29 protein-coding genes and 1 pseudogene are annotated in these 23,235 nt (G+C 43.6%); 7 read left to right on the plus strand and 23 right to left on the minus strand.

From position 1 onward, the window contains the following. From JCM16159_RS00005 to JCM16159_RS00035, 9 genes and pseudogenes are all read right to left on the minus strand, one after another. The coding region (locus JCM16159_RS00005; protein WP_243665385.1) for a hypothetical protein at positions 1-456 on the minus strand (456 nt) is incomplete at its 3' end. A gap of 239 nt (positions 457-695) precedes the next feature. Beyond that, on the minus strand, positions 696-1,433 hold the full coding sequence (locus tag JCM16159_RS00010; protein ID WP_054856527.1) for a DUF3800 domain-containing protein: 738 nt from the start codon (positions 1,431-1,433) through the stop codon (positions 696-698). A 1,210-nt stretch (positions 1,434-2,643) separates the two neighbouring features. Then, positions 2,644-3,573, minus strand: coding sequence for an ABC transporter permease (locus tag JCM16159_RS00015; RefSeq protein WP_054856700.1), 930 nt, complete (start codon positions 3,571-3,573; stop codon positions 2,644-2,646). Between the two features lie 9 nt (positions 3,574-3,582). After that, positions 3,583-4,596: an ABC transporter permease gene (locus tag JCM16159_RS00020; RefSeq protein ID WP_054856528.1), complete on the minus strand. Its 1,014-nt coding sequence runs from the start codon at positions 4,594-4,596 to the stop codon at positions 3,583-3,585. A gap of 59 nt (positions 4,597-4,655) precedes the next feature. After that, the gene (locus tag JCM16159_RS12990) at positions 4,656-4,901 is read right to left on the minus strand and encodes a hypothetical protein (protein ID WP_243665386.1); all 246 of its coding nucleotides are present in this window, start codon (positions 4,899-4,901) and stop codon (positions 4,656-4,658) included. A gap of 23 nt (positions 4,902-4,924) precedes the next feature. Then, positions 4,925-6,409, minus strand: a complete 1,485-nt coding sequence (locus JCM16159_RS00025; protein ID WP_243665387.1) for an ABC transporter substrate-binding protein — start codon at positions 6,407-6,409, stop codon at positions 4,925-4,927. Beyond that, complete coding sequence (locus JCM16159_RS12995) at positions 6,349-6,669, minus strand: hypothetical protein (RefSeq protein ID WP_243665388.1); 321 nt, start codon at positions 6,667-6,669, stop codon at positions 6,349-6,351. Before JCM16159_RS12995 ends, JCM16159_RS00025 begins: the two co-directional genes overlap by 61 nt. 125 nt (positions 6,670-6,794) lie before the next feature. After that, positions 6,795-7,779 (minus strand): annotated as a pseudogene (locus tag JCM16159_RS18075) (ABC transporter ATP-binding protein). After that, positions 7,769-8,743 carry an ABC transporter ATP-binding protein gene (locus tag JCM16159_RS00035; protein WP_054856529.1) on the minus strand — a complete coding sequence of 325 codons (975 nt, stop codon included), beginning with the start codon at positions 8,741-8,743 and terminating at the stop codon, positions 7,769-7,771. The pseudogene JCM16159_RS18075 and the gene JCM16159_RS00035 overlap by 11 nt, the downstream one beginning before the upstream one ends. A gap of 92 nt (positions 8,744-8,835) precedes the next feature. Here JCM16159_RS00035 and JCM16159_RS00040 point away from each other — a divergent pair, with 92 nt between their 5' ends. The 3 genes from JCM16159_RS00040 (at position 8,836) to JCM16159_RS00045 (ending at position 10,688) form a co-directional block, all read left to right on the plus strand. Then, positions 8,836-9,225 carry a PH domain-containing protein gene (locus JCM16159_RS00040; RefSeq protein WP_243665389.1) on the plus strand — a complete coding sequence of 130 codons (390 nt, stop codon included), beginning with the start codon at positions 8,836-8,838 and terminating at the stop codon, positions 9,223-9,225. A gap of 151 nt (positions 9,226-9,376) precedes the next feature. Further along, the gene (locus tag JCM16159_RS18080) at positions 9,377-9,673 is read left to right on the plus strand and encodes a PmbA/TldA family metallopeptidase (protein ID WP_367834166.1); all 297 of its coding nucleotides are present in this window, start codon (positions 9,377-9,379) and stop codon (positions 9,671-9,673) included. Beyond that, on the plus strand, positions 9,663-10,688 hold the full coding sequence (locus JCM16159_RS00045; protein WP_367834167.1) for a TldD/PmbA family protein: 1,026 nt from the start codon (positions 9,663-9,665) through the stop codon (positions 10,686-10,688). The genes JCM16159_RS18080 and JCM16159_RS00045 overlap by 11 nt, the downstream gene beginning before the upstream one ends. Here JCM16159_RS00045 and JCM16159_RS13010 read toward each other — a convergent pair. From JCM16159_RS13010 to JCM16159_RS00055, 4 genes are all read right to left on the minus strand, one after another. Then, positions 10,685-10,879 (minus strand): metallopeptidase TldD-related protein, encoded by a 195-nt coding sequence (locus JCM16159_RS13010; protein ID WP_243665390.1) that lies wholly within the window; start codon positions 10,877-10,879, stop codon positions 10,685-10,687. The genes JCM16159_RS00045 and JCM16159_RS13010 overlap by 4 nt on opposite strands. After that, complete coding sequence (locus JCM16159_RS13015; protein ID WP_243665391.1) at positions 10,867-11,340, minus strand: metallopeptidase TldD-related protein; 474 nt, start codon at positions 11,338-11,340, stop codon at positions 10,867-10,869. Before JCM16159_RS13015 ends, JCM16159_RS13010 begins: the two co-directional genes overlap by 13 nt. 14 nt (positions 11,341-11,354) lie before the next feature. Then, positions 11,355-12,020 carry a hypothetical protein gene (locus JCM16159_RS13020; protein WP_243665392.1) on the minus strand — a complete coding sequence of 222 codons (666 nt, stop codon included), beginning with the start codon at positions 12,018-12,020 and terminating at the stop codon, positions 11,355-11,357. An 81-nt stretch (positions 12,021-12,101) separates the two neighbouring features. After that, complete coding sequence (locus tag JCM16159_RS00055) at positions 12,102-13,016, minus strand: pirin family protein (protein ID WP_243665393.1); 915 nt, start codon at positions 13,014-13,016, stop codon at positions 12,102-12,104. Between the two features lie 53 nt (positions 13,017-13,069). Here JCM16159_RS00055 and JCM16159_RS00060 point away from each other — a divergent pair, with 53 nt between their 5' ends. Continuing rightward, complete coding sequence (locus tag JCM16159_RS00060; RefSeq protein WP_054856531.1) at positions 13,070-13,687, plus strand: sulfurtransferase; 618 nt, start codon at positions 13,070-13,072, stop codon at positions 13,685-13,687. 91 nt (positions 13,688-13,778) lie between these two features. On the opposite strand, the gene JCM16159_RS13025 is transcribed toward JCM16159_RS00060, so the two are convergent. The 3 genes from JCM16159_RS13025 to JCM16159_RS00070 form a co-directional block, all read right to left on the minus strand. Then, a complete protein-coding gene (locus JCM16159_RS13025) occupies positions 13,779-13,919 on the minus strand; it encodes a hypothetical protein (RefSeq protein WP_243665394.1) in 141 nt (46 codons plus the stop codon). 173 nt (positions 13,920-14,092) lie between these two features. Next, positions 14,093-14,656 (minus strand): class I SAM-dependent methyltransferase, encoded by a 564-nt coding sequence (locus JCM16159_RS00065; protein WP_054856702.1) that lies wholly within the window; start codon positions 14,654-14,656, stop codon positions 14,093-14,095. Between the two features lie 11 nt (positions 14,657-14,667). Continuing rightward, positions 14,668-15,441: an SDR family NAD(P)-dependent oxidoreductase gene (locus JCM16159_RS00070; RefSeq protein ID WP_054856532.1), complete on the minus strand. Its 774-nt coding sequence runs from the start codon at positions 15,439-15,441 to the stop codon at positions 14,668-14,670. 136 nt (positions 15,442-15,577) lie between these two features. On the opposite strand from JCM16159_RS00070, the gene tsaA reads away from it, so the two are divergent. Both tsaA and twy1 read left to right on the plus strand, forming a co-directional pair. After that, positions 15,578-16,195 carry a tRNA (N6-threonylcarbamoyladenosine(37)-N6)-methyltransferase TrmO gene (tsaA, locus tag JCM16159_RS00075; protein ID WP_367834168.1) on the plus strand — a complete coding sequence of 206 codons (618 nt, stop codon included), beginning with the start codon at positions 15,578-15,580 and terminating at the stop codon, positions 16,193-16,195. A 60-nt stretch (positions 16,196-16,255) separates the two neighbouring features. Then, a complete protein-coding gene (gene twy1 / locus JCM16159_RS00080; protein ID WP_054856704.1) occupies positions 16,256-17,350 on the plus strand; it encodes a 4-demethylwyosine synthase TYW1 in 1,095 nt (364 codons plus the stop codon). A 23-nt stretch (positions 17,351-17,373) separates the two neighbouring features. On the opposite strand, the gene JCM16159_RS00085 is transcribed toward twy1, so the two are convergent. The 5 genes from JCM16159_RS00085 to JCM16159_RS13035 form a co-directional block, all read right to left on the minus strand. Then, entirely contained in the window at positions 17,374-17,574 is a 201-nt protein-coding gene (locus tag JCM16159_RS00085) for an alpha/beta fold hydrolase (protein WP_054856533.1), read from the minus strand. Positions 17,575-17,653: 79 nt separating this feature from the next. Further along, the gene (locus tag JCM16159_RS00090; RefSeq protein WP_054856534.1) at positions 17,654-18,046 is read right to left on the minus strand and encodes an alpha/beta fold hydrolase; all 393 of its coding nucleotides are present in this window, start codon (positions 18,044-18,046) and stop codon (positions 17,654-17,656) included. A gap of 499 nt (positions 18,047-18,545) precedes the next feature. Then, complete coding sequence (locus JCM16159_RS00095; protein ID WP_054856535.1) at positions 18,546-18,899, minus strand: hypothetical protein; 354 nt, start codon at positions 18,897-18,899, stop codon at positions 18,546-18,548. A 24-nt stretch (positions 18,900-18,923) separates the two neighbouring features. Further along, the gene (locus tag JCM16159_RS13030; RefSeq protein ID WP_243665395.1) at positions 18,924-19,385 is read right to left on the minus strand and encodes a hypothetical protein; all 462 of its coding nucleotides are present in this window, start codon (positions 19,383-19,385) and stop codon (positions 18,924-18,926) included. A 23-nt stretch (positions 19,386-19,408) separates the two neighbouring features. Further along, positions 19,409-19,681: a ParA family protein gene (locus JCM16159_RS13035; RefSeq protein ID WP_243665396.1), complete on the minus strand. Its 273-nt coding sequence runs from the start codon at positions 19,679-19,681 to the stop codon at positions 19,409-19,411. A gap of 277 nt (positions 19,682-19,958) precedes the next feature. On the opposite strand from JCM16159_RS13035, the gene JCM16159_RS00105 reads away from it, so the two are divergent. Then, positions 19,959-20,792 (plus strand): class II glutamine amidotransferase, encoded by an 834-nt coding sequence (locus JCM16159_RS00105; RefSeq protein WP_054856536.1) that lies wholly within the window; start codon positions 19,959-19,961, stop codon positions 20,790-20,792. Positions 20,793-20,795: 3 nt separating this feature from the next. Here JCM16159_RS00105 and JCM16159_RS00110 read toward each other — a convergent pair whose 3' ends face one another. Together JCM16159_RS00110 and JCM16159_RS00115 are read right to left on the minus strand one after the other, a co-directional pair. Beyond that, positions 20,796-21,923 carry a hypothetical protein gene (locus JCM16159_RS00110; protein ID WP_054856537.1) on the minus strand — a complete coding sequence of 376 codons (1,128 nt, stop codon included), beginning with the start codon at positions 21,921-21,923 and terminating at the stop codon, positions 20,796-20,798. Beyond that, positions 21,863-23,185, minus strand: coding sequence for a thermopsin family protease (locus JCM16159_RS00115; protein ID WP_243665397.1), 1,323 nt, complete (start codon positions 23,183-23,185; stop codon positions 21,863-21,865). Before JCM16159_RS00115 ends, JCM16159_RS00110 begins: the two co-directional genes overlap by 61 nt. Positions 23,186-23,235: the final 50 nt, after the last annotated feature.

Raw genomic sequence — 23,235 nt, forward strand, 5'->3', positions numbered from 1 at the left:
CTCAATATCAACACGTTGGATGCTAGGCTTCCACATGGCATCGCACATTGACCTACAACCCTGGAGTGCGGCGGGATTATCACTATGATACTTAACGCAGTACTGGTAGCAATCAACCAACCTACTCGGTAACTGCTCCTCAGCCGCTCTTGATTGAGCAGGTGGCATCTCCATATTCTTACTCGATTGTTGTGGTGCCCTACTTAACTCCTCATACCTATCAATGCAGTACTTCCTAAGGTCCTCAACCTTCCCTATGCTTAAACCACACATGCTCAGTAGGCTTCTCAACCTCTCGGCATCATCCCTCGGGATACTGCCATCCTTAGTGCCGAGTTCGAGGAGCTTCTCAGCCTTGCCAAGGCAAACCTCGTAACACCTATCCCTACCAGAGCCGATTGGATATAAACCCTCACAATTACTGAGGCAGTCAATGAATGAATCAAGAACACTCATTAAATTAGTAAAACAGGAGTGAAATTAAAGTATTGCTAGTTGGAGTTAACGTATGATGTGATTACGCCAATAGTGCTTAGGGCACGTAATCTACCCGATTTTGAAATTGCATGGGCAATGCAATGGGCAGTGAAAGGCCTTACCCTGGCTATGTTGGGTGGGTTTGGCTGCTGAGGCATGAGGATTCGCGCTAATGGTAACTCAGGCATGCGCCATGTAATAACGTGTTTGTGGGTTAATCATTTTATGACCCATTCCTTAAGTCCGCAGCCTTTGTACGTGTTTTTGTCTGGGCACCTCCTTATCTTACTCTCAAGTAATTGGAACGCGTGCTGGAGGTTGAATAACCTATATTGAGTGTGCCCCATGTAAATCTTCCTCACCACATACGCGACATAATCGGCCACTTGAATGAGTGGTTCATTCCTCGAATCCCTGAATACCACGGATAGCCTAAATGTTGGCCTAGCACGGGATTTCCTAATGGCATACTCAACATCCATCTTAACTCGGCCATTCTCCCTTGGGGATTGGGAATCAAATATTAAGGTTGCCTTGGAGCAGTTGGGAAACCACGGCTTCGACATAAAAACACGTTCAACAAGGTTTGTGATCGCAACTCTCCTCACACCATCCGGGCTCCTCACAACCACGTTTCCCAAGGCCCTCACAACAACTATATTCAGCAGTATATCTAGCCCAGAAATTGATTGGGCGAAGTCATTGAAGACCTGGACCCTCCTAGATATGTCAATCCTCCTTCTCCTCCACTCGTTGGAGTAACCGACTAAATCGCTCGTGTGAATCTCATTAATATTAATGCCAAGTCTCTGCGAAACAGAACCCACGAAATCCCTCACACTATTTATTGCATTATCAGCACTTAATTTATCAACCGCCACGGAGGCTATGACGAAAGGACCCCTCCCAAGCTCATTAGGTTTCCCCGACTCATCAATGTAAATTAATAAACACATTAATATGCACGAACTCCACTAATAATAAAAACTTCAACTTACTAATTAATGGCAGTACCATGAGACTAATATCAATGCCCACCCATAAGAGATAGCTTTTTAAGCACGTATTATGAGTTAAATAACGAACAGGCAGTGGGGGGACTTCCATGGTGGGCGGCCCACACCTGCCGCCGCCATGGAGTGGATGAACCCCCATCCTCGTATTTCAAGTATTTCAGAACATTGTTGAGGCTTAGGGATCTTCATTCAATCCCTTAGGAGAGACTGAACACAGAAACAGACAACCACAGAAAACCCTTTTCTGTAGTCACCACGTATCGATGTGGTCGATGGGTCACGAATGTGACCGAGGCGACTGCCAAAAAGGGACCTTTCTGCACTCACTTGTTCAATTCCCCACACCATCTGTTCCACGAAATCCGTGACTAACGCCATGATGCACATTGCGTTTTTAAATTCCTGGTTGTGGTGCTTCGTGGTGTTGAGTTCTTACACCGCTGACGAATAATGAATTGCCATGATGCACGAAATCAGTTTACAGAATCCTTGATTAAACATAATTGAGGGCTGTAACACCGAGCAACTTCCATACGGCTACGTCATACTTAATACAAATTCCAGAAACATAATAATATCACTATTACCACAATAACGTAATCAATAAAATTAGGTAGATTTCTTTCAGATGTTATGACGTGGAGAGGTCTCGTAATTATTGACTTGCCTTTAGAAGAGGAGATTGTGGCTGCGGAATTAGCTGCTAAGGTTAACCTGGATTTTGATGAGGTCTTCATTATTACTATGTCAAGAGGATGGGTCTTAAGATCGTCTCCTTCGACAGGGATTTCGATAAAACGGATATAGAAAGGTTAGAGCCAAAGGATGTGAAAACTACATAGATGTCGCTGTCTTAAAGGACCATAGGTGCTGTGGCTATGCTTTATCGATTACCTTGCCTACTTACGCTCAGTGACGCCTGGGCTCATCAGTTGCTCAGGCGAGGCTGAAGTCATAACATGGATTAATTATCATTGTTCTATTTTAAGCATTTACGCTATTGAGTAATTCATTATAATGAGTATAATTTATAATGCCGATATATTTTCTAGGACTTTAACTATGTGTTTTATAATTAAATGCTGTTGTGATGAATTCCTAGACGCTGAAAATTGATGAGGGATACCCTTACTGATTTTTGCTTACATGATTACGCTGTTATACCACCGCTTGTTATGTATTCCGATATTCCATCGCCAAGTAGTGCAAGTCCGATTACAACTATTGTTATTACAACTCCTGGAATTATTGCGTACCACCAAGCAGGTGCCGGGAAGTATTGAAAGCCCTCGGACACTAATCTACCCCACTCTGGGTATGGTGGTGGTACACCAAAACCTAAGAAGCTTATTATTGAGTAAGCAAGTATCACGTTACCTAAGTCGATGGTTGCGTAGGAAATAATTGGTGTTAATACGTTTGGAAAAATGTGCCTGAATATTATACCTGCACTACCTGTCCCCGAGAGCTTAGCCGCATCAATGAAGTACTGTGTCTTTACCCTAAGCGTTTCAGCCCTAAAGAGCCTCGCATACGTCGGCCACCAAACAACCACTAGTGCTATCGCTGCGTTAATAGCGCCTCTACCTATTGCTGCCTCCACCGCCAACGCCAGGATTATTGCCGGAAATGCTAAGAACATATCGGTGACCCTCATACCTGCCTCATCAACGTACTTACCGAAGTACCCAGATATCATGCCTATAAAACCTCCAATGAGTATTGCCGAACCTACGACTAATATTGAGATTAGGACCTCGGTTGGTGCACCATATAATATTTCACTAAACAAATCCCTGCCCAAGTTATCTGTACCGAAGATGTGCTTAAGAGATGGAGGCTGAAAGGCGGCAGCATAATTTACTGCAAATGGATTATACGGTAGTAATGCCCACCCTATTGCTGGGTTGTGAAGCACCATGCCAAGTAGTTGAAGGACGCCCTCGATTATTGCCCAACCATAGAATGCCACCGTTATTATAAAGCCAATGAGTGTTGGTGGGTTATGAAGCATGTAGGTCATGAAAAGTCTTAATGAGGAGACCCTACGTTCGGAGACTATGGTTGTCTGCACGGCCATGTGCATCACCTATTCAAGTTTGATCCTGGGATCTACGACGGCATATAGTATATCGGCCACTAAATTTGCAACGACAATTCCAATGGCTACGATGAATGTGCCAGCCATTACCAGTGGGTAGTCCTGCTGATATAGAGCTTGCGTTAATAACCACCCCATCCCAGTCCATGAGAATACATCCTCAATAACCACAGCACCGGCAAGTAATGAGGCGAAGGTAAGTGCCAATACGGTTATTGCAGGTATGAGGGCATTCCTTAGCATGTGCTTGAAAACCACATCCCTCTCCCTAAGTCCCTTCATTATCGCGGTTCTTATGAATGGCTTTGAAGCTATATCAATCATACTATTCCTAATTAACCTTGAAATTATACCAAAGGCTACCAGTGCCAGTGCAGTTGCTGGTAGGATTAGGTGCCTAAGACTTGACCAAAAGAATGGCCAATCACCCTCTATTAGCGCATCAATTGTTGGCATACCAGTTATCGGCTTTGGCATGGGTAATAGTGGATTAGCTAGGCCGGTGGCTGGCAGTAACCTTAGTCCATAGGCTATGGCTAATTGAAGGAGCATTGCGACCAGGAATGGTGGCATTGACCAAGTCACTAGGTAAAATGCCCTAATTGTGTAGTCAGTCGGTGTGTTTTTACGCACTGCGGCAATAGCGCCCGTTAGAATGCCCAGGACTATTATTACAATCATAGCCGCTATGGTTAGCTCAAGCGTCCTTGGGAAGTACGTGTCAATTAATTGTATTATTGGTTGATGATACATTGGGTCTTCACCCCAATCACCCTGGAATACGGCTAATAGGAAGTAGTAGAATTGAACATAAATCGGGTCATTTAGGTGATACTCCTTGGTTATTGCCTCAACTATTGATGGCACTGGGTGCGGACCTGCCCATGCAACTGCCGGATTTGGAGTTATTACATGCGTTATTATGAACATTATGAATATGACCCCAAGAACCGTTATGACCATATTTATGCTTCTTCTAATTAGAAATGAGGCAAGACCCATTATTACAAAAAAATTGTTAATAATTTTTAAAATTTAACTCACCTGAACGGATAGATTCACTATGAGCTACCCGTTGTTGTGTATATTGGTGTGTAGTTTGTGCATGTACCAGTTCCGTTGTAGAAGTACATTGTTGGGTAGTAGAAACCAGTTATTAGTGGATTAATTAGGACGCCGCATACATACTTATAGGTGAAGCCGTAGAATGCCGGTTCGTACAACCATATATATGGTACATCCCTATATACCTGGTCATATACCTGCTTCATCATATTAATTCTCTGTGTTATATTTGTCGTGAACACAGCCTCTGTGGTTAATGTATTAACTAGTGAGTTATTGTACCAACCTCATTACCGGAAATACCTCCAAAGTCAACATTAAGTATGAACCAAGCCTCCTGAGCCACCGGATCCCACCAGTCTGGGTACCAGTCAAGTAGGAAGAAACCTGGGTACTGTGGTGATGTTGGTGGATTCTCCATAGCAGATACAAGGTAGCTCACGGGGACACCCTCAAGTATCACGTTAACACCGATATTACTAAGCATCTGCTGTATCATCTGTGCCTCCTGCGTGAATGTTAGGTCAGTGCTTATGTACCATAAATGCACAGTTAATGGTTTACCATTTGGATTAATTACTGTACCGTTAGGTAGCGTTAGCTGGAACCCAGCACTTGCCAATAGCTCAATTGCTTTGTTTGGATCGTATGGGTATGGCGGTAAATTACCTGGGTTATAGTATGGATTAGACGGATATGGCGGTATTGGACCTAGGTATGGCGCACCGAATCCCTTTAGTACAGTGTCTATTATTTCCGTGGTATTTATCGCATATGCAAAGGCCTTCCTCACCACGGTTAAGTTATACGGATACCTCTGGGTATCGAATACGAGGAATACATCACCGCCTGACCATACTGGCCCGTACATGACTATGTTGGGTATTGATAGTATGGCTGAGAGATATATTGGTGGTGGTGATTCGTGCGGGCTTGGGTCAATTGCCTGTGCTGAGCCTGTTTTGAATGCAAGTATTTCCTCGTCAAAGCTTGTATAGTACTTAATGACTATGTTCTGTATGTGGGCAGGGGCGAGCATGAAGTTTGGTGGGTTCTTTGCAGCCCAATAGTTTGGATTGGCCGTTAGTACTATCTCTTCACCGGGTATGTACTGGGACAGTGTGTATGGTCCACTACATAGCATGTGAGTACTTAGGTAGGATGTGGATTGGTCAGGCTGTACACCGCCATTTTGGTCCACAAACGTTGGGTCTACAATCATGGCCCATGAACCAGCCATCACACCGAGGAAGTCATAATACGGCGCAAATAAGTTGAATTGAACCTCGTATGGTCCCTTAACCACTACTGCCTGGTCTGGGTATTCCATTAGTTCGACTATGGATTGATTATGTACGTTGAAATTGCTTAGTACGTTGGCTAGGGCGTTGGCGCACTCCTCCTCATAACCAACAAGGTTGGTCTGTGGGTTCGGGAACTGAAGACCAAAGATCTGCTCCATGGCACGGCAAACACCCCAGGGAGTCGCGTAACCAGTCGTGCTGGCTACTGTACCGTTATATAGTAGGTCAAGGAAGTTGAATGCGCCGAATTGATTCATGACTATTGACCTATAAATGCTGAACCAGACCGTTGTCGCATTTATTTGGTCCCCATTCTGGAAATACGCTCCCTGCCTTATGTAGAAGGTCCAGTTGAGGTAGTTATTTGAGACTGTCCAGTTATATGCTAGGGCTGGTAGGAAGGATGATGGTCGGTGCCGTTGAATATCACCAGGGTCTGATAGCATGAGTACAGTATCTCCATGTCCTGCGTATATGCCGCTATTGCTGGGTCTAGGCTATCTGGTGGTGTTGTTTCTGCTACGACGAGTGTATTATTTGATGTCGGTGTTACCGTAACCGTAGTAACATTAGACGTAGGGGTAGTAGGTTTTGATACTTTAGTTGGTGGTTTATATAGCAGATAGGCTATAACACCGACTACTATTACGACTATTATAACGGCAATTATTATCGCCGTACTTCTTGATAATCCCTTCCCCGGCATAAATATTAATAATGTAATTAATTTTTAAGTATTATTATTATTTTCAATTTTTCATAAATAATCATTATTAAATATCTCAGGATATAGATTTCTTTTATCAATATTATACAAGGTATTTTACAAGATCATTTCTTTACATATAGCCAACATGCAACCCTAATACCATTTTTTTTGTTTCTATAACGGGTGGCTCCTTTTCACGGCATATATCCATTCTGAATGGGCATCTTGGGTAGAACCTACAACCCTTTGGTGGATTAACAAGGCTACCGACTCGCCACTTGGTGGTTTTAACTCGGGTTTGTTAATATCAGGTACTGATTCAATAAGTGCTTGGGTGTATGGATGCAATGGTTCCTTTAGAATTATACTGGTGTTTCCTATTTCCACGATTTTCCCCATGTACATTATCATCACTAGATCGCTCATATACTTAGCAACCGCTATGTTATGCGTAATGAGTAAATACGTTAGATTGTGCCTACTTTGTAAATCAATGAGAAGGTTAAGTACCTGGGCTTGTGTTGATGCATCCAGTGCTGAGGTTGGTTCATCAAGAACTATGAATTCAGGATTAGTAATTAACGCCCTCGCAATGGCAACCCTCTGCCTCTGGCCACCAGATAATTCACTAGGCCTTCTCGTGGCTAATGATGAATAATCAAGCCCAACCTCGCTCATTATCTTGGCCACGGCCTCGTTTAATTCCCTATCCCTAACGCCTCTGTTTCTTAGTGGTTCTCCTATTATGTCTTTGATTCTCATCATTGGATTTAGGCTTGAGTATGGATCCTGAAATACCATTTGGAGCTTGGCCCTAATGTTTCGTAAGTCTTTTCCCTTGATATTCGTTATGTCGATATTATGGAAGTATATCCTACCCGACGTGGGACGCTCAAGGGTTACTAATAATCTACCCAGGGTTGTTTTTCCGCTTCCCGACTCACCAACTAGGGCAGTTGTTTTTCCGTTGATTATTTCAATGCTAACATCATCAACAGCCCTAACAAAGAGGGGTTTCTCACCTAAGATTTTGTTTATTATACCGTAATTCTTTGCAAGGAACACTTTAACCAAGTGCTCGGTTCTAATTATTACATCACTGCCCATATAGATGGCACCTCACATATGTATTATCAACCTTAACAAGACTTGGAATAACCTTGCTACATATATCCATTTTATACGGGCATCTTGGGTGGAACCTACAACCTGTTGGTGGATTTAGTAAGTTCGGTACAGTACCACCTATTGCTGGCAACTTACCCTCATCCTTACTAATCTTCGGTATACTACTCAACAATGCCTGTGTGTATGGGTGCCTTGGTTCATAAATGACGCTTTTTGTTGGGCCTAGTTCCATTAATTGGCCTGCGTATAGTACCATTATTGAATCACCGATTATTGAGGCCACTGCCATGTCATGGGTTATGAAGAGTATTGATATGCCATACTCCCTCTTCAAATCCCTGAGCAGCTTAAGTATCTGGGCCTGTACTGTTACGTCTAGTGCCGACGTGGGTTCATCAGCAATGTACAACTTAGGTCTCATTAATAGGCCCATGGCTATCATAATCCTCTGTATTTGGCCGCCAGATAATTGGTGTGGATACCTTTCAATTATTAATTCAGGGTCAGGTATCCTAACATCTCTAAGTACGCTCATTATCTCATTAATTGCCTTACTCTCATCGAATGCATTACCCTCCTTCTCATACCTAATCCTCACGGCCTCCATTAACTGATCCTTAACCTTAAACACGGGGTTTAGGCTTGTGGCTGGTTCCTGAAACACCATGAATATTCCCGTACCCCTAATCCTCTTAATTTCACTACTACTCAACCTCAGTATATTAATTCCATCAAACATTATAGATCCACTTACATACCTAGCATTGGGTGGTAATAATCTGGACACGGCCAAGGCCAATGTTGACTTTCCACTACCCGACTCACCAACAACAGCAAGTGACTCGCCTCTGTCGATGTTAAAGGTCACATCGTTAAGCGCGTTAACGATACCAAAGGGAGTTCTGTAAACCACACTTAGTTCCTTAACCTCTAAAAGGGCCATATTTATTTTAATTAAGTAATGGCTTTAATTGTTTTAAAGTCTTAACTTGATACCTCATCTAAATGAATAATACTCATAGATGCATTAAGCCTGTGATTGAAAAGACTATTATTAAGGGCACAATAGTACTGGCGATATTCTCATTATTTCTTGAAATAACGCCGTCAAAGATTATAAATTACATAATCTTTGTGGCACTATGGTACGCAATGCTAGGTATATATGCCCTATGGAAACAAATGCATGAGTACTGCATAGAGGGTAAGTCAATAACCATAAGGAGTTTTATGGGGATTAAGACCGTAGACCTAGGGCAGGTAATTGACTGCTTCATATCTCAGGGAGTACTAGCTAAGCATTTTAATTGTGGTTCAATATACTTGGTACTACAGAACAGGAAGGTGATAATCATCAAAGATATACCGCAACCAAGTACTTATTACGAGACACTATGTAGGGACATAGGTGGATTAAACACGTAATATCTATAAAGCCGTTATTTAGCGCCTACTTAATGAGCTACCTGAGGATGTAATAACTAAGGCTCTTGACCTCGCCCTGAGCAGTGGTTCATCCTATGCCGAGGTTAGGTATCAAGTTGATGTTGTTAGGCTTGTTAATGTTAGGAATGGTGTGCTTCAGTCATTGAGTAGCTACTCCTATGGTGGTATTTCAGTTAGGGTATTGGTGGATGGCATGTGGGGTTTCGCCGCTACGAGTAATACTGATTGGGAGTCGGTTAGGGATGCCGTGGGTAGGGCCGTGTCGTTGGCTAGGTCTGTGGCTAGGCTTAGGAGGAGGAAGGTGACCATTGGTAAGGAGAGGTTGGCTAGGATTACGTATGATGTTAGTCAGAGAGTTAGGGTTGAGGATTTATCAAATGAGTACTTAATTAAGTACTTAAGCGAGCTTGATGCCCATGCTAGTTGAACCCAGGATTAGGGTTAGGAACCTATACCTGAGCACCACCATTACTGAGAAGCTAATTATAACCAGTGATGGGGCCCACGTTAGGAGTAGGGTGCCCAGGGTCTATCTATTCGGTTCATTAATAGCCTATGATCCACAAAGCGGTAGTGCCCAGAGGAATATTGAGTTCGGTGGTTCAGGGGGTTTTGAGGTGTTAAGCGGCGTTGATGGTGAGGTTGATAGGGAGGTCAGTGCCATTAGGGACGTGCTTGATAAGGCTAGGCCGCTCCCCCATGACGAGGTAATGGATGTAGTACTAAGCCCCGAGTTGGCGGGTATAATGGTTCACGAGAGTATAGGCCACCCGCTGGAGTTGGATAGGATCATGGGTAGGGAGGGTGCCGAGGCAGGCGAGTCATACGCCAGGCCGGACTACCTGGGTAGTTACAGGATTGGTAGTGAATTGGTCACAATAATTGATGACCCAACAATACCCAATAGCTACGGCTTTTACCTGGTCGATGAGGAGGGGGTCACTGCCAGGCCAAGGTTCCTGGTTAGGAATGGCGTGATTAATGAGTTCTTAATGAATAGGGAGTACGCATCATACATCGGGTTATCAAGTAATGCCGCCGCTAGGGCCAGTGAGTTTGATAAGGAGCCAATACCGAGGATGGCCAATACGTACCTGGCGCCGGGCAATTGGAAGCCTGAGGAAATAATTAGGGAGACCAAGAGGGGGCTGTACATCGCCTCATACACTGAGTGGAACATTGACGATAAGCGTTGGTTTGGACGTTATGGGGGTTTCGAGGCCTACTACATAGAGAATGGAGACTTGAAGTACATGGTTAGGGAACCATTCATCGAGGTCGACACAAAGACATTATGGAGCAATGTGGATGCCGTGGCCAATGACCTCAGGTTCTACCCAGGGACCTGCGGCAAGGGTAACCCGGAGCAGGGAGTCCCTGTCTACTTGGGTGGGCCCACTTTTAGGGTTGCTAACGTCAGGGTTTTGAAGGCGCCACGCTAACCCTTTGATATGTTTAAATCCCTAATTAACACGTACGGCGCCGTGCCAGGTAGTGGCGAGTCCCACCAATAAACCTGCCTAGCCTCCCTACTTGAGTCGACGAAGTTCCTAAGCAATGCCTTGAAGGAATCCGCAATCCTTAACCCACGAACTCTAGCGCTCAACTTACCATTCCTCACTAAAAACGCCACATCCCTAACGACAGTGAGAATACGCCCTCCTTAACATTCTGAAACCTTGTGTACCAATTATTCGTTATGATAATGCCGTTCCCAAGCTCAGTCACTATTGCCTCAATATCACTGGGTAATCGCCCTGTGCCTATCGCCACGTGCCTTGGCCTCGGCCGCAACCAATTACCAACTGCATGACCTGTACTGGTTGTATTGAATTTAGCGGCCGTCCTATTATTATGTAGTAACCCAGTGAGCGTTCCCCTCCTTATTACCTCCATGTTCATTGTCTTATTGCCCTCATAATCAAAGGACTCCGAACCAAAGGCGCTGGGGTCGCTTGATAAATCCATTATTGATAATCCCTCGCTAGCTACAGTATTACCAATGTCATTCTTAGAAACGCCTGACATCTCTGTTATTACTGAGTAGGCGTTAAACCACATGGCAGTCATTAAGCCATATAAGTGAGCCGACACTAATGGGCCAAGAATTACATTATACCGACACTGTCTACACTTTCCTCGGGTAAATCCTTAGCTATCCTCACTAAGCGACCCGCCTCAACACCCGCATCTTTTGGTTTAAATCCATCCAGTGTATTGGATATTGATACTGATGTTGCGGTTAAATCATCAATAAACGCCCTAATTGTGAGAGTCACGAAGGAGGTCTTATCCTCAAGCTCAAGTCCAGTACTATCGGTATAATAACGTTCCTCAACGCCGAAGGTCATTGCACCTGCATTTCTCTGTGAGCCCTCACTGAGCGATGCTTGGATTGCTTCGTTTAACCCATCAATTAACCTATCGGTTTCCCTCTCAATCCTGCTGTCATACTTACCAATTAACCGGCTTGGTCTCTCACCATGGGTTAACGGTACGTAAAGTTCATCCTCAAGTATGTTACCTAATTCCCTGAGCAACTCCTGAACTTTATTCTTAATGGAGTTTATATCTGACGTAGAGAGAGTTGCCGTTAAATACCTCCTTGACTTGGCGATGTATATCGTTGTTTCATGAGTTACCCAGTTATTGGCTATCGTGGGTTCATTATTGGCGAACCTAATCATCGACCACCTAACCCTTCTGAAGACAATTACTCCCTCATCCACCAAGCCCTTAATACTATGAACAATACTGTCTAACTCACTTAACATTAGATATACAATGCAGTGTTGATTTTTAACCTTTAAGCCTATGTCAATTCTTATTCTTTTTCACTACCTTAACCTTACTCATTAATAATCCTGGATCTCGGGTCTTGCCTTAATGAACATACCCCTTTGTAGTTCATCAAAGGCTCTCCTTATTTCATCCCAAGTATTCATAACTATAGGTCCATACCATGCAATCGGTTCATTGATAGGCCTACCTGCCATCAATAAGAACCTAGCTGGCTTCTCGCCTGTTCTCACAACAACCTCATCACCATCCCTTGTTAAGACAACAAGCTCTCCACGTTTAGCAATATGCCACTGGTCAAGAGATGCTTCACCATTAACCATGTAAATTAATGCGGTATATCCATCATTAACTTCATAATTAAATGTTGATTCCTCGGGCAATTGAACATTTAAGTAATGTATTGGCGTTGTTAAGTCATTAACTGGTCCCTCAACAACTCCATAACTACTCACCCTAATTCTCCCCGTAATAATCACAGCCTTACCACCGCTCTCTAACTCAACCACTGGTATATGTCTCCTAAGGACATTCCTATACTTAGGAACCCTCATCTTATACTTACTAGGTAGGTTTACCCAAAGTTGAAAGCCATTAACCTCCGTATCGTAAGCCTCATCGCCACCCAATGCAACCTTTCTAATAGGCTTTGGCATCTCCTCATGAAAGATGCCACTGCCAGCGGTCATCCACTGAACATCTCCAGGACCGATAACCCCCTCATTCCCTGTACTATCCCTATGGCGAACCTCCCCATTCAATAAATAGGTTACTGTTTCAATACCTCTGTGTGGATGCCATGGAAAGCCCATCATATAGTCATTAGGATCCCTTGAGCCGAAATGATCAAGGAGTAAGAATGGGTCTGTTATCTCGGCAATACGTGGATCACCAAATACCCTATATAGCTTAACACCTGCCCCATCCCTTGTCCAATGACCCCTAATTATGTGAATCGCGGTCTTCCTCACATTAATGCATGCATTCTTAACATTAATAAAACCGTATTTATTTATCTTAAATTATGAACAAAAATATTATTTTCTATACAATTGATAATAGGCATGCGGCAATAGTCTACATGGTACTAAAGGCCCTTGGTTTTAAACGCGTGTCGCTACTTAACGGTGGCAAGGTGAATTGGCTGGTACACAAGGGTCCTCTATGCACATGTAATTGGCACGTGTATAGAGGCAATTTCAATCCAGGGGATTGGCTAAGTATCATTGTTAACTTTAATGATTACTTCATTAATTTTGATCAAGTATATGAGTTATTCGCTAATGGTAATATTGGCAATAATACGCTGCTTATCGATGTTAGGTCCCCCTGTGAGTACATGGGCAGTGACGTGGATATTTGGGGCCATATACCAGGCGCCATTAACATGCCCTGGAATCTGTTTCTCGAATCCCGAACCAATAGATTTAGGGATCATGATGAAATTATGAAGGTGGTTGATAGCTACGGACTTTCACCAAATGACGACATAATACTTTATTGCAGGACTGGCGGTAGGTCAGCCCTTGTGTGGTTTGCCCTAACTGAATTGCTTGGTTTTAGTAGGGTTAGGGTTTACCTTGGCTCCTGGCTTGACTGGATGAGCCATGGTGCTCCAATTAAACGTAGCGAGGAACCTTAACTATTAATGCCGTGTTAGTATTTACTAAACTTAGTAGCGTTCTTTTTAACACATATACATACGCCGAATTAATGGACATTAACGAGAGAATTCAATGCCTTACGCCAACCCCACCAATGACAAAAAAACTTAACACCCGGGGTACCAAGTCCTTAGCAGCCCTCATAACCGACACCGCATACTCTCTCCACCTCCTTAAATGCTCGAAGTGATACCTAACCCAACTTGACATTACTAACAACCTTAATTCCTTATTATGTAAAGTTGAAGTGCTTGATCTATGAGAAACATTGCCAAATCAAAGTCATCAGTATCCTCAGCAATACGGAGTGCATTCGGAACTACCCTCTTTAATTTATTGACATATTAACCGCTCATACATTGCTAAGCTCATGCCGTATTTAATTACTTTAACTTCTTACCAATGGCTATTATTAGCGGGAACATCTTCCTAATACTAATGCTAAAGTATGGCGATAACAACTCAATAAAGCACCTCTCGGTACATCCATGACTACCAACAAACCTAACCCTATCCTTATCAGCCTCGACAATGATTAAGGCAGAACCAGGCCTCAATAACTCATATATGATCCTAATAGACTCCTCCCGCCTGCTCCAATGATGAAGCGTGAGTGTGGCCACCGCGGCATCAAACCTGCCATTAACAATGGGCATCTGCCAACTAGTGCCATTAATGAAGTCAGGCTTGTTAAACCTCCTAGCCTGCCTGAGCATTGGTAGGCTAATGTCTATGCCAACCACGTAATAGCCATACCCAGCCAACATGTTGGCCAACCTGCCAGTGCCCGGGCCAATCTCGAGGATCCTCGCGGGCGGCCTAACAATTCTCCTAAGTACCCTGGCTGTTATTATGTACACCCAACACAGTGGTAACTCTTCCAATCTATAGGCTCTCGCCACTTTTTCATTAAAGTGCCTGAGCTCCTCGTACATGCCATCACCCATTATTGCCAAACTCACGTTAGTGTTATTGACCCATCAACAACGACTACGGAACCATTCATGTAAGACGAGTCATCAGATGCCAGGAAAAGCACTACCCTGGCTATCTCCATCGGGTCTGCGAACCTACCAAGAGTAATCCTCTGCAGGAATAGTTTTGTGAAGTCCTCATACGTTGCTCCATAGGCAGACGCGGCCCTAACGGCCATCGGCGTACTGACCCACCCAGGCGCCACAGCGTTAACCCTAATGCCCCTGCTGCCGTACTCCACAGCCATAACTTCCGTGAGCATTATCAAGCCGGCCTTCGAAACCGAGTAGGGCATTGCATATGGCAGTGGCTTCAACCCAGCCACAGACGCGACATTAATGATCACGCCCCTACCCTGCCTAAGCATTTCAGGTATTGCGTACTTACTCATTAACCACACACCCTTAAGGTTCACGTTAATAACTCTGTCAAACTCCTCAATCGTGAAGTCAGCACTGGGCTTCGCCCTTGGCAAGTCAATTCCCGCATTGTTCACAAGTATGTCTAACCGCCCATAATGATTGATTGTTTCCTTAACAGCACTTGAACAATCTGATTCCCTAGACACATCGGCATGTATGAAGAAGGCATCGCCACCATTATTCCTAATCATACCTACCGTCTCCTCACCACCCCTATCATTGACATCAATAACCACAACCCTAGAACCCTCACTGGCGAATAATAACGCAATGGCCTTACCAATACCACTCCCTGCCCCGGTAACTATCGAAACCCTACCATCCAACTTACCCATACCACTAACTAAATCATATATCTGTATTTAAGTACATACTAATTATAGAATATGTAATCACGTGGGACTGCGTAATACTTTACTTATGAGGTAAGGGTTAGCGATGCTTAAAACGGCGTATTTAAGATTCATTAATGTGAGTCTCGGGGAATTAATAAGAAAGGCTAAGGAGGGGGGTCTACTGAGTTCATTAATAATGGAGTTACTTAAGGATGAAGATGCCATTTATGAACTATCAAAGTACTTCGTAATGAACGAGAACGGCTTGTTCCTAAGGCCAATAGGTATTGTTAGGCATGGACTTAATGACGATGTAATAAGGGCATCCAGTGAAGGTGTTGACGGCGTTATCGAGGTTTTTGAGGAATTTGCCGATGGATTAAGGGGCATTGACGGCTTCTCCCACCTAATATTAATCTCGTTATTCAATAAGGTCAATAGGGAGCAGCGCAGGGTCCTCGTGGTCAAGCCAAGAAGGCTCATTAAGTTCGGTATTAACCCTGAGGAATTACCCGAGGTTGGTGTATTTGCTACAGACTCGCCACATAGGCCGAACCCAATCGGCCTTAGTATTGTTAGGCTCATTGGTAGGGATGGCAGGTTTCTTAGGGTTTCTGGGCTTGACCTATTTGATGGAACGCCAATACTAGATATCAAGCCCTATACACCTGATAGATCCATTAGTGCCAGCGATCTAAAAGCACCTGAGTGGTATTCCAGGCTTTGGAGGAGGATTGGTGGTGGCGTTATTTAGTTAAATAGTGCTAGATAAAAGTTTATATTTCTAAATTTAGGACATAATGGCTTGATAGTAATGGAGAAGATCGAACAGGTAATTAAGGAATCACTGAAGTATCATACAATTGGTGAGGTTAATGGCAGGATTAGGATACGGATCACTGACGAGACAAAGGCCAAATTAATAAAGGCTAGCTATGGCATATACAATCACTCAACCGTCGAGCTGTGTCACTGGACGAAAAGCGCCTTGGTTAGGGGGCAAAGCTGTTACAAGTTTAAGTTCTACGGTGCACCGGCAGGCGGTTCCCACAGGTGCGCTGAGTTTAGCCCAGTGGGCATGATATGTAGTAATAGGTGCGTTTACTGCTGGAGACCTACTGAGTCCTTTGACTCCTTCATACCCAGTGAGGACTTGGTTGATGACCCTGAAGAGGTTGTTCAAGGAGTCCTTAGGGAGAGATATAGGTTATTGACGGGTTACTTCGGTAATCCAAAGTCCAAGGACAGGGCTAAGGAGGCTCTCGTACCAACTCACTGGTCAATATCACTGTCTGGGGAACCAACACTATACCCAAAGCTACCGCAGCTCGTTAAGTACCTCAAGAGCCTGCCGAGTACCAAGTCCGTGTTCATAGTCACGAATGGGGAACACCCAGAGATGCTCGAGAGACTGCAGCGTGAGGATGCACTACCAACGCAGCTTTACCTATCCTGCAACGCACCAAACAGGGAGTTGTTCTATAGGATTAATGTGCCGGTGATGTATAGGGAGGATGCGTGGGAGAGGTGGTTGAGGAGCCTTGAGTTACTCAGTAGGTTGAATACGAGGACCGTTATTAGGATAACCCTGATAAGGAGCCTCAACTACGACTTCAAATACATACCCGAATTCGCAAAGCTAATGCTAATCGGCAACCCACACTTCATTGAGGCCAAGTCCTACATGCACCTAGGGCACTCCACCTTCAGACTGAAGAGGAGTGACATGCTTAGGCATGAGGAGGTTAGGGAGTGGGCCTTGAAACTGCTCGAGGAGATTAATAGGCTTGGTGGTAACTTCAGGTACATGGATGAGGATGAGCCGAGTAGGATAGTGGTTCTTCAGAACATGAGCAGGTATGTTGATAGGTGGATCGTTAGGCCCGAGGACCAGGCAAAGATTAAGTGATTGATTTAACGGCAGGGATAAAATCACGTATAGGTTACCCTCTCCTCATGCTTAATATACTCATTGAACTTACCGGAATTCACAAGCTCCACGTGGCGAACAACCTGCCCATTAAACTCACTGGGTCTCTCGATATACACGGCATGCCCAGCGTCAGGGAATACCACAAACCTAGAATTCGGTATACCACTGAACAGCTTCTTCCCATTCTCAATGGGTATCAACCTATCAGCTCCCCATGGATTATGGTAGTCGGCACCCTAATATCACCAAGCCTAGGCGTCAAATCAGCACCCATCGCCTCTAACTGGGCCACGTAGGCTCCTTAGGCATCCTCCTATTGAAGAACATCCTCGTTAATTCCTGGAAGACCTGCTCATTCCTACTAATCCAACCCTCACTAAAGGCAACCTGCAGTGCGCCAGTGAACATGTTGAAGTCATCATAGAGCTTAAGGGCCATTTCCGTGAACTGCCTAAGCTCAGGGGTTATTTCCAGGTGGGGCATCGTGGAAACGAGGATTAGGGACTTAACCGCATCACCATGCCTAAGCACGAAGTCCTGGGCAATCATACCACCCATAGAGAAACCAAGCAAGTGAATAGACCTAAACCCAAGCTCACTAACCACGACATACACGTCATCGGCCATGGAATCCAGGGAATACGGCCCCCTCGGCTTGTCGGAAAGACCCACGCCCTATTATCAATGAGGACAAGCCTAAACCTATAGGCTAACTCCCACTGAAAGTGCCAGGCAGTCAAGTCCCAACTAAAGCCTGAACCAAAACCAATGGCTCACCCCTACCAACTACCTCATAGTAAATCTTAGTACCATCACTGGATATCGCGTATGGCATATTGAAATAATAATCCGCAAGGCAATTAAGTATTTACATTACTTACTATATATAATTTAATAATCCATAAAGATAACACAATAATGCATCCATAATATATAATACTATATTCATTATCGACAAATCTATATAGTTTACTTCATTAGTAATTGAACATTAACTAGGAATAGAATGGTTACGAAAATTATGCGCGCGCCCGACCCACCTCACACACGCCATAGGTAATTCATAGTTCATTATTAATATTATTATTGCCATATTATATTATTTATCATATGCCTAGGAATTTGTGTACTATGTCTTGTATAACCTAGTTGTTTGTATTATTTTAATTGCTTATTCAATTTTTAATAAATCGCAGTCATACTGGATACACCTGAAGATGTAGGTTTCAATGCCCAGTTTATTACGTGCCCACCTTAGGAAGTTCATTAATTGGCTTAATTTATTGTTGTCTTCGTCCGTTGTTATTACTATGAGTCCTGCCCGTAATCCACCGTATTGATAGGCTATGGCTTGTCCAACGCCATAATGTACCTTGTCCTCGCACTCAACTTCGTATGCAGTGCCATTGCATGACAGGTCGGGTTTTACGTTAATAAAGCCGAGATTTATTGAGTATTGTTCGTTACAATTTAGGCGGCGTGCTATTATTGCCATGTACTCGTTTTCCCTACATTGCCTTACCACTCTTCAGCACCTGCGTTTAATTACTTAGTGATCTACCTCCACTGGTGTCATCTCTGAAATGAACTGCTTCAGTAACTTATAATATGCTTCAAACTGCTTAATGGGTCTTGTGCTCTTCGTAGTACGTTTCCTTACGTATAATGGGCCGCTTTCTACATATGAGTCTAAGGACATTTCATCTAAGTACCTGAATCCTACGAATTCGGTATCCTCATCACCATAATACTTATCAAGCATGTTATTAGTTACTAATGGACGTGTATTTGGGAATTCTCTGCTTATGATTTCATTTACCTCATGCCAAGCCTTCATGATCTCTTGTGCTTTCATGTTAGATCTATACTGGTTAACTACGTATGATACTAAGCTTTCATAATTCTTATTTCTTGGAACAAAGATTTTCTGGTTATATAACATATTCACGACCCTTCTAAGGAAGTCCACAAACTTATTAATTTCCTGAAGCCCAGGCCTCGTAATAGCCACATAAAGTGGGGCAAGTGGAAATGTCATTTCGAAGATTGATAAACCCAATTTGGTGAGTCCAAAATTATTACATCAAAATCATACCCTATTTCCTCCATTAACTTATCAATAAGTGACCTGAGAAGTAATCCCCAGTCAGGTACGTTCTTTATATCACTGCTAATTTCATCTAAATTTCCCCCAGGTAGTACGTAAAAGGCCGCGTTATTTCCTGGAATCACATGTTGGCGAAGACATTCATTGATCACGGGCATGCTTTTTAAGTAACCTCTACGGTATTCAACGAGCCTCTTCATTAAGGTCTTTAGGTTGCATTCGTCAATTGTCCTACCCAGTAGTACGCGGGTTGCCATTGCCGATGGGTCAAAGTCTATGAATAATACTTTGCGTCCATCGATGGTAGGGACGCCGCCGTATTCACCGCCAGGGTTGTTTTTCCCGCACCGCCGCTTGCTGATATGAATGCTATTGTAAACATTATAATTGTTTATTGGGCACACCTCCTAATAAGTTTTATGTTCAATTGTAAAACGCAAAACATTTATTAAATTCTCATCACATAGCCCAACGGATATGTGTAGGCTTGTTGTTGCCCTTGGTAGGTTCAATAATGCGGGTGATACCCTGGTTGGTATCGGCAATAGCCTTGTGCAGGCAGCATCCATGGACCCACACGGTAAGAGATTCCTTAATGAGGAGAGGCATGAGGATGGTTGGGGGATTCTGTTCGTTAATGTTGCTTCCTCATTTGCGGTTCATCATAGGAGCGTGAGGGCCATATACATGGATAACCCCATTAATGTCATTAGGGGCTTTCTAAGTAATGTAAATAATGATGATGCCGTGCTAATGATGATGCACGCCAGAGCCGCGAGTACTGGCACGCCTAAAAACATATTCTCTACGCACCCTGTTAGGGCCGTGACTAGGGATGGCCTTGAGCTTTACATGATCCATAATGGTTCCTTCTATAGGGATGATATTGCCAGGGAGGTTGGTATTGACAAGGATTACGCGGCTAGGTTTAATGATACTTACATCGCCAATTTGGCCCTTGCAAGTCGTATTAAGGGTGACATAGCCAAGGACGACCTAGCTTGGCTGCTTAGGTTCGTGAGGACAGGCGCGAACCTGGGCATTGCATTGGTTGGGGATGGTTACATCACTCTAATTGTTGGTAGTTATTACAAGGTTCTTGATGATGATAAGAGAGAGGCTAGGGAGGCGTATTATAGGCTTTATCAATGTGAGGTTCATGGCGGTGTGCTTTATGCGTCATCAACCGTGATTGACTTCTACAGGCCGGGTTTCGTTGGCGATTGCCGCGCACTTGGTAATGGTGAGTACCATAAGTACCGCATATCAGCCGATGGGGATGTACGCATGGTTGATGCTTGGAAAATTTAAGGCCTAGTTAAGTCTTGGTTTGTTTCGTGACCTCCTTACTAATAATGTTGTTAATGCTATGGCGATTACAATGGCTGAATAGAGCATGGCTGTGAGCGCCCAGTTCACTGTCCATTTGATGTTTATGTTAATGGGTTCATTAACCGTAATTATGTAACCTGGCTCCTGGAGTAGGAGGCCGTCTATGAATGTGATGCTTGGCCTTACTGTCACGGTTGTTCCCTGGTTTAGCCAGTTGGTGTATTGCATCGTTACCGTTCCGTTTATGGTCAGTGGGTATTGGCTTGTTATGTTGACTAGGTATTGCCTTGTCCATTGGTTTATGGTTAATTCCTCAGGGCTGTTTACTGTGAGTATTATTGTTGTGGTATTTCCGTTGAATAAATAGCGTGTTTGGTTATTGAGTTGATAGTACCTTGGTATTGAAACCGTCAGTGTTGATCCCTCGTTGACCCAGTCCGTGTAGTTCGTATATGCTGTGTTGTTTATGTAAATGGGTACCGTGGATACTACGTTAACTAGGTATTGCCTTGCGTATATTGCTGTGAATGACATTGGTGAATTTATCGTGAATGATATGTTGTATGGGTAATTAATTGTGTAGTATGGCTCGTAATTAATGACGTAGAAGTATTGGAAGGCCAGCCTTGTTTTATTGTTTAGTACGTAGTATGCGGGTGCGTCCAATGTGAGGGTTGAGTAGGCATCTACCCAGCCGTTGTATGTGCTTACCACGCTGCCATTTACTAATATAGGTACTGGGCTTGTTACATTGATTAGGTATTGCTTAATCCACTCAATGTCTATGTTTGTTGATCCATTAATGGCGACATTAAGGCTCGCATTACTCACAAGCTCAGAGCCATTAATCACATAGCCGTAAAATACATACCTAGTCCCGTTATTGAATGTAATAGTGCTTGGTTCATTGACCTTGATTAACGTGCCTGGAGTCAATATCGACGTATTCGATATACCGTTAAGGCCATTATGAATTGTAAGTAAGGCGAAGTAACTCGTTAAGTATGCTGGTTCTTCATAACCATTTCTCACAAAAACCATGCCCGGGCCTACGGATATTGATGATGCGTTAAATATTGATTCAGCCGTGTGCATGCCGAAATTCCACATGTACGGTATTGGAACCAGATAACTACCATACTTAAAGTAAAGACCAACTCTACGCCTAGGGTATTGGCTACAGTACACTCGCTACTCCATGGGCCTGCGATCACCAACTCAGCGTCATTAAATGGTACGTACTTACTTGATAGGGGATTAGGCGGTGTTACGACGATGTCCACATAACTTGATGGTATCTTTATTGTTACGTTGTCGTACCACGTGGTTGATTGCCCGTTGAGTGAGTATCCGAAGGCTGCCCATGGGTAGCCGTTGCTGCTTAGCCCGGTCTTTATGACCAGGTAAATGGTGAATGGCAAGGTTGCCGACTCCGGCTGCTCTACACCCCAATCATAATAAAGCACACTACCGTCTGAGGAAGTCACTCCACCATTGCCACTAATTAACGCCGAATTAATCACGCTAGTACTACCCGAATCATTCCAAACATTATCAAGAACCTGAAACTGATCACCCTGAGAATTAAACTCCAACACATTCTGTAACCAATAATATTGATTAACACCATTGACTGTTTGAACAAGCATCACCACATTCAGTTGAACACTAAACCAATCATTACCTGGCTCATTCTCCAGCGATGGACAGTAATTAGGCTCCACCGTACTTGCATTATAGATTGTGACCTCCCCAACGAACATATTCGTGGAATATTCATACGCAACTAAATTGCCCTGAAGCATGGCTAGTCCATAATCGGCAATTCCCACTGGAAAAACAGGCCCCTCTGGACTTGGCGATTCTGTTATTTCATAAAGCACGAACGCAGTACCTTGATTATTATTATCAATGACTATATAGTAAGTACCACCGTTACTTATATAGAACGCCTTCTCAATAACGTTCCCGCCGGCCTCACCAATGTAGTTGTACGATTCACCCGACGAGAAGGACAAGTACTCTCCATTGTTCATTAAGTAAACCGTTACCGATTGATTAGACCAAACATATATATTGATGTATTGGCCAGTTGATACATTATACTGAAACGGTAAATAATAACTAGGTAGTAGTATAACCATTCCGGCGGTCGTATCATTAACCCCAGACTGAGCTGGGTATTTCGTGAGTCCCGTGGTGATTGGATTTATGTAGCTGAACATGTTTGGTTGTGGTTCAGTGACTTCATAACCAAGTATTGATTGAGCCGCCGCTGAACCCGCGATTATTAATGGCGCAATTACCATCATTGCTAATGCTATGCCTATTGCCAACTTTACATTATAATCTATGGAAAAATTAACGTGCATACTCAGCATCCCATTTACTTGGCTAGACCTTTTTATCTTTTATTTAGGGA

The sequence above is a fragment of the Vulcanisaeta sp. JCM 16159 genome (assembly GCF_001316265.1).
Classification (GTDB): Archaea; Thermoproteota; Thermoprotei; order Thermoproteales; family Thermocladiaceae; genus Vulcanisaeta.

Bases quoted from the DNA above. Each gene is read 5' to 3' on its own strand.
- JCM16159_RS00070 (WP_054856532.1), bottom strand. From the start codon at position 15,441: ATGGGTAAGTTGGATGGTAGGGTTTCGATAGTTACCGGGGCAGGGAGT.
- JCM16159_RS00105 (WP_054856536.1), top strand. From the start codon at position 19,959: ATGTGTAGGCTTGTTGTTGCCCTTGGTAGGTTCAATAATGCGGGTGAT.
- JCM16159_RS00025 (WP_243665387.1), bottom strand. From the start codon at position 6,409: ATGCTATCAGACCCTGGTGATATTCAACGGCACCGACCATCATCCTTC.
- JCM16159_RS00060 (WP_054856531.1), top strand. From the start codon at position 13,070: ATGAACAAAAATATTATTTTCTATACAATTGATAATAGGCATGCGGCA.
- JCM16159_RS13020 (WP_243665392.1), bottom strand. From the start codon at position 12,020: ATGTTAAGTGAGTTAGACAGTATTGTTCATAGTATTAAGGGCTTGGTG.
- twy1 (WP_054856704.1), top strand. From the start codon at position 16,256: ATGGAGAAGATCGAACAGGTAATTAAGGAATCACTGAAGTATCATACA.
- JCM16159_RS00015 (WP_054856700.1), bottom strand. From the start codon at position 3,573: ATGGCCGTGCAGACAACCATAGTCTCCGAACGTAGGGTCTCCTCATTA.
- JCM16159_RS00010 (WP_054856527.1), bottom strand. From the start codon at position 1,433: ATGTGTTTATTAATTTACATTGATGAGTCGGGGAAACCTAATGAGCTT.
- JCM16159_RS13035 (WP_243665396.1), bottom strand. From the start codon at position 19,681: ATGAAGAGGCTCGTTGAATACCGTAGAGGTTACTTAAAAAGCATGCCC.
- JCM16159_RS13025 (WP_243665394.1), bottom strand. From the start codon at position 13,919: ATGTCAAGTTGGGTTAGGTATCACTTCGAGCATTTAAGGAGGTGGAGA.
- JCM16159_RS12995 (WP_243665388.1), bottom strand. From the start codon at position 6,669: ATGCCGGGGAAGGGATTATCAAGAAGTACGGCGATAATAATTGCCGTT.
- JCM16159_RS00045 (WP_367834167.1), top strand. From the start codon at position 9,663: ATGCTAGTTGAACCCAGGATTAGGGTTAGGAACCTATACCTGAGCACC.
- JCM16159_RS00115 (WP_243665397.1), bottom strand. From the start codon at position 23,185: ATGCACGTTAATTTTTCCATAGATTATAATGTAAAGTTGGCAATAGGC.
- JCM16159_RS00020 (WP_054856528.1), bottom strand. From the start codon at position 4,596: ATGGGTCTTGCCTCATTTCTAATTAGAAGAAGCATAAATATGGTCATA.
- JCM16159_RS00110 (WP_054856537.1), bottom strand. From the start codon at position 21,923: ATGTGGAATTTCGGCATGCACACGGCTGAATCAATATTTAACGCATCA.
- JCM16159_RS00035 (WP_054856529.1), bottom strand. From the start codon at position 8,743: ATGGCCCTTTTAGAGGTTAAGGAACTAAGTGTGGTTTACAGAACTCCC.
- JCM16159_RS00065 (WP_054856702.1), bottom strand. From the start codon at position 14,656: ATGGGTGATGGCATGTACGAGGAGCTCAGGCACTTTAATGAAAAAGTG.